This is a genomic window from uncultured Thiocystis sp., from assembly GCF_903866365.1.
Lineage (GTDB): Bacteria > Pseudomonadota > Gammaproteobacteria > Chromatiales > Chromatiaceae > Chromatium.
This window is the reverse complement of sequence record NZ_CAIPNF010000248.1, coordinates 1-6750: the sequence shown is the minus strand read 5'-3', so window position 1 is coordinate 6750 and position 6750 is coordinate 1. Positions and strand designations below refer to the sequence as shown.

Genomic DNA, 6750 nt, shown 5'->3' with positions numbered 1-6750 from the left:
GGGGCTGGTGGGACGTCTTCACCGCTCCGGATCCGACGGAGCACTTCGATGCGTGGATGGGCGTGCTGGATGAATACATCGATGCCCAAACGGACCAACAACGCTATGAGCAATGGATGATGCGATTTCCAATCATCTACAAGCTCGCAAGGCAATTGGACAAATACGCCAAACTGTTTCTGGATCTCCAACGGCGTCGAGATCGGTTTGATCTTGGACTGGTGCAGATGCCTTATGCCGACCCCGATCAACAAGGCGGTGGCATCAGCGCGGCGGCATTGCCGAAGACACTCGGTAAGGGAGCCAACTTCGTGGTGCGGGAGTTGATTCGCCTCGGCATAATCAGCGACGGTTCCAGTGTGCGTGAGCATGCGTTCGTTCCCTACATTGGCGTCTTACGCTTACTGTGGGATCTAGGCTGCACGGACATCAAGAACCTTCCAGTGCTTCGCCAAGCGCCCCGGATCTCCGCATTCGTGCATCAGCACCTGAACGACCCGGAACAGGCCACTTTCTGCCGGGATTTCGACATCCCGCTGCGGATCGTTGCCGACGACGGGCAACTGCAACAGGAGCTACTCGGCCGCCCGCTCAGCCTCGATGCGTTGCAATGGTACGACTGACGAGATCGTGCAGAGAGGGCAGCAACGACATGGCACAGGAACACATCATGAATCTTCAACCCGGCGACGAAGTCGTCCACAGCCGCCATGGACCCGGAACCGTCGAGTTTCCCAAGGGGCCTTCGGCCATCGTGCGTTTCATGCACGGGCTGGAAGAGTGCGAACTAGCCACGATCAAGAAACAGGTCAGCGTCCAGAGTGCGCTGGAAGCCCAGCATTGGCATCCACTGCCGGAGGTCGTTGCCAAGTGCCAGGCAGCGGCCATCCGTTCGGTCAATGATTCCTGGGGCGTGTTCTCCCGTTCGCGGATTGCGCTGCTGCCCCATCAGCTCTGGGTCTGTCACCGCGTCTCCCGCCACTGGCCAATCCGCTATCTGGTCGCGGACGACGTAGGGTTGGGCAAGACGATCGAGGCTGGGCTGATCCTCTGGCCGCTGCTGTCCAGCGGTCTGGTGCGGCGGTTGCTGGTACTGTGTCCGGCCTCGCTGGTCGAGCAGTGGCAGTTCCGCTTGCGGGAGATGTTCGACATTCGCCTGGCGCGCTATACCGCGGAAGCCGATACAACTCGGGCGGACTTCTGGAATACCCATCGGCAGGTCGTGGCCTCGCTTCCAACCCTGCGCTCGGATCGCAACGGACGCCACGAACGAATCCTGGAGGCCGACCCCTGGGATCTCTTGATCGTTGATGAGGCCCACCACCTCAACGCCGATGAGACCCGTGGGGCCACGCTCGGCTATCGGTTCGTCGAGCGGCTCTTGGAAGAAGGGCGGGTGGCGTCCTGCGTGTTCTTCACCGGTACCCCTCATCGGGGGAAGGCGTTCGGTTTCTGGTCCTTGATGAAGCTGCTGCGTCCGGATCTGTTCGATCCCAGGAAGCCCGACCCCGAGCAGATCGAACGACTGCCGCAGGCGCTGATTCGTAACAACAAAAGCCTGGTGACGGATATGGAGGGCAACAGCCTCTTCCAACCCGTGACCGTGACGTCCGCGACCTATGAGTACTCCCCTGAAGAAGAAGCCTTCTATGGGCTGATGACCGATTTCATCAGCACGGGCAAGACCTACGCCACGTCGCTATCGGCCACGCAGGGGAACCAGGTCATGCTCGTGCTGATCGCGATGCAGAAGCTAGCCTCCAGCTCGGTCGCTGCGATCCGCAAGGCGCTGAAGCGGCGTCTACAGAAGTTGCGCGATGCGCGCGACAAGGCCCAGGAAAAAATTCGCATGTCCACCGAGGAAGCGGCGGCGCTCTCCAGCGCGTCGAAAGAACCGATCGATGCGGAAGACGGCCAGGAGTTCCTGGACATCGTGCTGGCGGAGATGACGCTACAGGTGATGGAGGAAGAGATCCCGCACCTGGAGGCGCTCGTCGAGGCCGCGCAGGCGGTGCGCGTTGAAACGAAGATCGAGACGATTCTCAACCTTCTGGATGATCGGTTCAGGGATCGCTCGGTGCTCTTTTTCACCGAGTACAAGGCGACGCAGGCGTTGTTGATGAGCGCCCTGATGCGCCAGTACGGAGCAGACTGCGGCACCTTCATCAATGGCGACGAGCGGATCGAGGATCTGATTCTGCCAGACGGCTCAGTGGTCTCGCGCCGTATCGATCGGGTCACGGCGGCCGACCTGTTCAACGCCGGCAAGGTGTGCTTCCTGATCTCAACGGAGGCCGGTGGTGAGGGCATCGATCTTCAGGAGCGTTGCCACTCACTGATTCATGTGGATCTTCCCTGGAATCCGATGCGGCTCCATCAGCGGGTTGGCCGCCTGAACCGCTACGGCCAGAAGAAGTCAGTCGACGTGATCACCCTGCGCAACCCGGCGACAGTCGAAGCGCGGATCTGGGATCTACTCAACGCCAAGCTGGAACGCATCATGGCCGCCTTGGGAGGGGCGATGGACGAACCGGAAGATCTGCTCCAGTTGGTGCTGGGCATGTCGTCCCCTGGGGTGTTCACGGAACTGTTCGCCGAGGCTCATACCGTGAAGAAGGACAAGCTGGCGGAGTGGTTCGATCGCAAGTCAGCCACCTTCGGGGGACAATCGGCGATCGAAACCGTCAAGAGCCTCGTCGGGCACGCCACTCGGTTCGATCTCAGCAGTCTGAAGGAAGTGCCGAATGTAGACCTCCCGCACCTCCAGCCGTTTCTCGAAAACATGCTGAGTCTCCACCGTCGGCGGTCCGTCAGAACCGAGGAAGGCATCAGCTTCAAGACACCAGAGGACTGGCTCGACGAACCTGGTATCCGCAGGAAATACGAGAAGATGGTGTTCGACAGGACGGCCACGGGCAGAAACGCGGCAGAACGGATCATTGGCGTCGGACACAAGGTCTTCGACAAGGCACTGCGGACCGCCGCCGAGTACTCCGTTTCAACGGCCTGGAGCCGGGATCTCGAACACCCGTTGGTGGTGTTCCAGGTCTACGACCGGGTGACTGACCAGTCGGGCCGGATGCGGCAGGCGGTGATCGGTGTCGAACGAACCGAAACCTCCCGCTTGGGCGACGGGTGGGCAGTGCTTCGTGACTGGGAGTTGCTGGATCGCCTCAACGCAGTCAAGGCGCGGGAAAAGGTTCAAGAAGAGCCCGCTGCCATGGCCGACATGCTTCACAGCCTGCTGAATGACGCGAGCACTTGGGTCGCCGCTCGGCTCGATTCCTACGGTTTCCCTTTCAGGATCCCAGAGTGCAAACCGATCGCGTTGATTTGGGTACCGATCTAATGCTTGCCCGGCTACTGAGGGAGTCGCCGGATGAGTTGCTCGCTTATGGTCTCGATGACCAGACCGGGGCGGATGCTCTGGCGGTGGCGCTGCTCGGGACCGAACCCTTCGGTCTGGAGCAACGGTTGACCGCTGCGCTCCGCGCTTGTTTTGGCGCTCGGCACGCAGCGCCTGGTATTGATCGACCTCGGCGCGCTCCCGCCCCCACGGCAACGCCAGATCCTCCAGCGTGGCCGTCTGCTCTATGCGCGGGAGTGCGCGTTGGTCGGACCCTTCGAGCTTGGCGTGCTGCGCGCGTATCGGGAGGCAGGCTGAGGGCTCAGGTTTCTTTGGCGCTGTCCGGTGAGACGGTCCTCCCCTCCTTGCGTCGCCGCTCGCCACTCTCGGTCCGTCCCTTGGTCTGGCTGGCGGCGGCGTAGTACCGCTCCTTGGCCTCGCGCGGCGCGAGCGGTGCCGCATGCACCTCGGAGTCGCTCGTCAGACTCTGGACAATGCCATTCAGCTCGGCGTCGTCGCCCGCGTAACCCCGAATCCGACGAGCCACGGCCTTGAGTCGCTGCTGAGCCTGTGCGAAGTCACCCTGACGATTGGCCAGCGCGGCATCGCGCCGGGCGAGGTTGGCATGATAGGCGGCGACCAGGCGATCCACGTCGCGGTTGCGGGGCTGGCGGTCGTTGGCGCTGTGCCTGGCCCAGGTCCAGTGGAGGCTGGCGCTGGCCAGCTCCTGCCCCGTCGCGTCGGTGACGCGCACCCGCAGCGGACAGGTGGCCTCCGCTTCGCCGGCCGGAAAGGTCACCGCCAAGAGCAGATCCTGTTCCTGTTCGCTGACGAGATCGCCGAGCCAGACGCTCAGGGCACGCCCGTCCGCTTCCTGGCGCCACGGACCCAGTGCCGCCACCTGGAGATCGGCCTCCCAGTGCAACCAGACCCGCACCTCGGCACAGACCACGGACAAGGCATCGCCCAACTCGCGGGTGAGGATCGGACCGATGCGTTCGGCATCGGCGAGGTCATGGAAGACCCCGCCGCCTGCATCGGCCAGCGTGCCGAGCAGCGCCTCGTCGAAATCGTCGCCGACGCCGAAGGTGTGGGTCACCACCCCGAGTTGCCGCAGGGCGCCGGCATGGGTCGCCAGTTCCGCGGCATCGGTGATGCCTGCATTGGCCAGCCCATCGGTGAGCAGGAAACAGCGGCGCAGCCGTTCCTCCGGGGACGTCTGCCCGATCAGACCGCAGCCGGTCAGCCAGCCTTCGCTGAGATTGGTGGAGCCGCGCGGACCGATGGCGGCCAGCGCGCGCTGCGCCTGCGCACGGGCGCCGGCGTCAATGGCGCGCAGCTCCAGCAGGGTATCGATGTGATCGTCATAGACCACGAGGGCGGCCCGGTCGCGGGCATCGAGGCGCTCCAGCATCTGGCGCGCGGTGTCGCGAGCACAGGCCCATTTGGCGCCCCCCATCGAACCGGAGCGGTCGAGAACCAGCGCCAGATCCAGGGGTAAGCGGGCGCGGTCCGTGGGTGCCGGGGGCGCTTGGAGCCGGCAGTGGAGAGACCGCACGCTGTGGCCAGCGGCGCGGATCAGGGAACGATCGGTGGCAAGGGTGAGCGGCATGCTGACTCCGGGGTTAAGCGGTGGGACCGAACAGCCGGCGGGCCTGTTCGAGGAGTTCGTCGAGCCGGCGTTGATCGGCGCGGGCGAGCGGGCGGCGGACATGGAGTTCGAGATCCGGATGCAGCGCAATGCGTTCCCAGGTGCTACGGGCCGGGAGTGGAATCCGGGGCGCGTCGGCGGTGTTCTGCGTGGGTGCCATCACGGGCGCGGGCGGGCAGGAGGGCGGCGCGGTCTTGGCGAGCACCTGACGGACGTAGTCCTGGGCGGACGTTGCGGTCGGGACGAGACGCGAGGGCGAAGGCTCGGCCAGGGCGGCGGCGACGCCGGCATCGTCGAGCGCCTCCAGGTAGGTGCGAATGGCGGCCAGGGGTTGATGCGCATCCTGCAAGCGGCGGATCAACAACAGGCGATCGCGGTGGCCCGCGCCATAGCTGGCGGTGGGGCCGCGTCCCACCGACGACAACAGCCCTTCGGCGAGGTAGTAGCGAATGGTGCGCACGCTCACCTGCGTCTGTTGGCTCAGGGTGTTGATGTCGAGTTCGGTGTTCATGGCGCTATTTATACATCAAACACTGACGCTGTCAATATGCCCTCGCGCCTCATGGGCGGCGCGGCGGGGTTTGAAGGCGGGGCGGGATCGACGGAATCGCTGCGTTGGCCGGGACGCCGGTGCTGGATCCGGTTTCCGTCTTGGTGAGCCTCTTCCATGCCGATGAGGCATTCGCCGCAGCGGTGTTCGTCGGGGCCTAGCGTGCGTTGCGGTCATCGACGCCGGCGGCGGTGGTGGCAGTCTCGTGGGTTGGAATGGGCGTTATCCAATGTCCATGTTGCAGCGAGCGTTTCAACGAATTGATCCGGGGAGCTTATGAGCATCCGACGGTTCCGCTGTGATGCCATGGGTGTTCGTCAACATGACAGCCTTCTCCGCCACAATCGGAGGACAACCGATGTTTCAACGCGATTGCTTCGAGGCCGGTTCCGCCGTGTTCGAGGGGTTGACCGAGGACCCGCTTCGTTTCCACCCCTGAACGACATGAAGGCCCAACGCGCGTGGTTGGCGGGCTTTCTCGCGTCCTGGTCCGAATGGCTGGACCGTCGGGGGCTTGCGCTGTCGGATGACCGGGAATCCGCGACCTTGGATGATCGCCTCACCCGGACCTTGCGCGACCGTCCCGAGTTGCTGCGTCAACTGCGCTCCTATCGTCTCGGTTCACAAAGCTGGTCTGAGCACTGAACCAAAGTGTCAGACTCTCGCCGCTGGTTTCTGGATTCGGGGAGTGGATAGCGTGCAACGGGTGTGCAAAGTCGGCGTTGGAGGGCCGATTTTGTGATCGCGGTCACGTTCTTTGTAGACGGAACGGAGGACTATCGCCATGCGTCAACGGCGTCGGGAATATGGCGGTTACCAAAAAAATCAACCACTATGGACTACAAGTCCATAGTTTGAATTGCGGACTGAAAGTCCTTGTCCGCAGACTTCACTGCGGACTGAAGAAGATAAGGAATCGCTTCGCGATGCCGAATTTTGACAGCAGAGCTTTCCTCAGGAAAGCCATTACTAAAAGTCTCGCACTAAAGTGCATAGTTTTTACTGGCGAATTGTCACAATAAATCCGTCCCCATGGGTGTTCGGGGTTTTTTTCTCGAATTTTCAATGGTATAAATACTTCAGGAATAGAACACTAATTCTACTTTGTTAGCTTGACCTCAGTACAGTACAAAACTAATCAAGCGCCACCATTAGGGCCAGGCGCGCCTCACGTCACACGCCACCGAGAAGGGTCGCCCGTCG

At 62.6% G+C, this 6750-nt stretch carries 6 protein-coding genes; 4 read left to right on the top strand and 2 right to left on the bottom strand.

Annotated features, from left to right (window positions below):
• The 3 genes from QZY07_RS13975 to QZY07_RS13965 all read left to right on the top strand — a co-directional run.
• Positions 1 to 623, top strand: a 623-nt coding sequence (locus QZY07_RS13975) for a hypothetical protein (protein WP_295403807.1), incomplete at its 5' end; no start/stop codon positions are given.
• 47 nt (positions 624 to 670) lie between these two features.
• Positions 671 to 3349: a DEAD/DEAH box helicase gene (locus tag QZY07_RS13970; protein ID WP_295403804.1), complete on the top strand. Its 2679-nt coding sequence runs from the start codon at positions 671 to 673 to the stop codon at positions 3347 to 3349.
• Positions 3350 to 3499: 150 nt separating this feature from the next.
• Entirely contained in the window at positions 3500 to 3664 is a 165-nt protein-coding gene (locus tag QZY07_RS13965) for a hypothetical protein (RefSeq protein WP_295403801.1), read from the top strand.
• A gap of 4 nt (positions 3665 to 3668) precedes the next feature.
• Here QZY07_RS13965 and QZY07_RS13960 read toward each other — a convergent pair whose 3' ends face one another.
• Positions 3669 to 4958, bottom strand: a complete 1290-nt coding sequence (locus QZY07_RS13960) for a VWA domain-containing protein (RefSeq protein ID WP_295403798.1) — start codon at positions 4956 to 4958, stop codon at positions 3669 to 3671.
• A gap of 13 nt (positions 4959 to 4971) precedes the next feature.
• A complete protein-coding gene (locus QZY07_RS13955) occupies positions 4972 to 5508 on the bottom strand; it encodes a MerR family transcriptional regulator (RefSeq protein ID WP_295403795.1) in 537 nt (178 codons plus the stop codon).
• A 483-nt stretch (positions 5509 to 5991) separates the two neighbouring features.
• Here QZY07_RS13955 and QZY07_RS13950 point away from each other — a divergent pair, with 483 nt between their 5' ends.
• Positions 5992 to 6192, top strand: a complete 201-nt coding sequence (locus QZY07_RS13950; protein WP_295403792.1) for a hypothetical protein — start codon at positions 5992 to 5994, stop codon at positions 6190 to 6192.
• Positions 6193 to 6750: the final 558 nt, after the last annotated feature.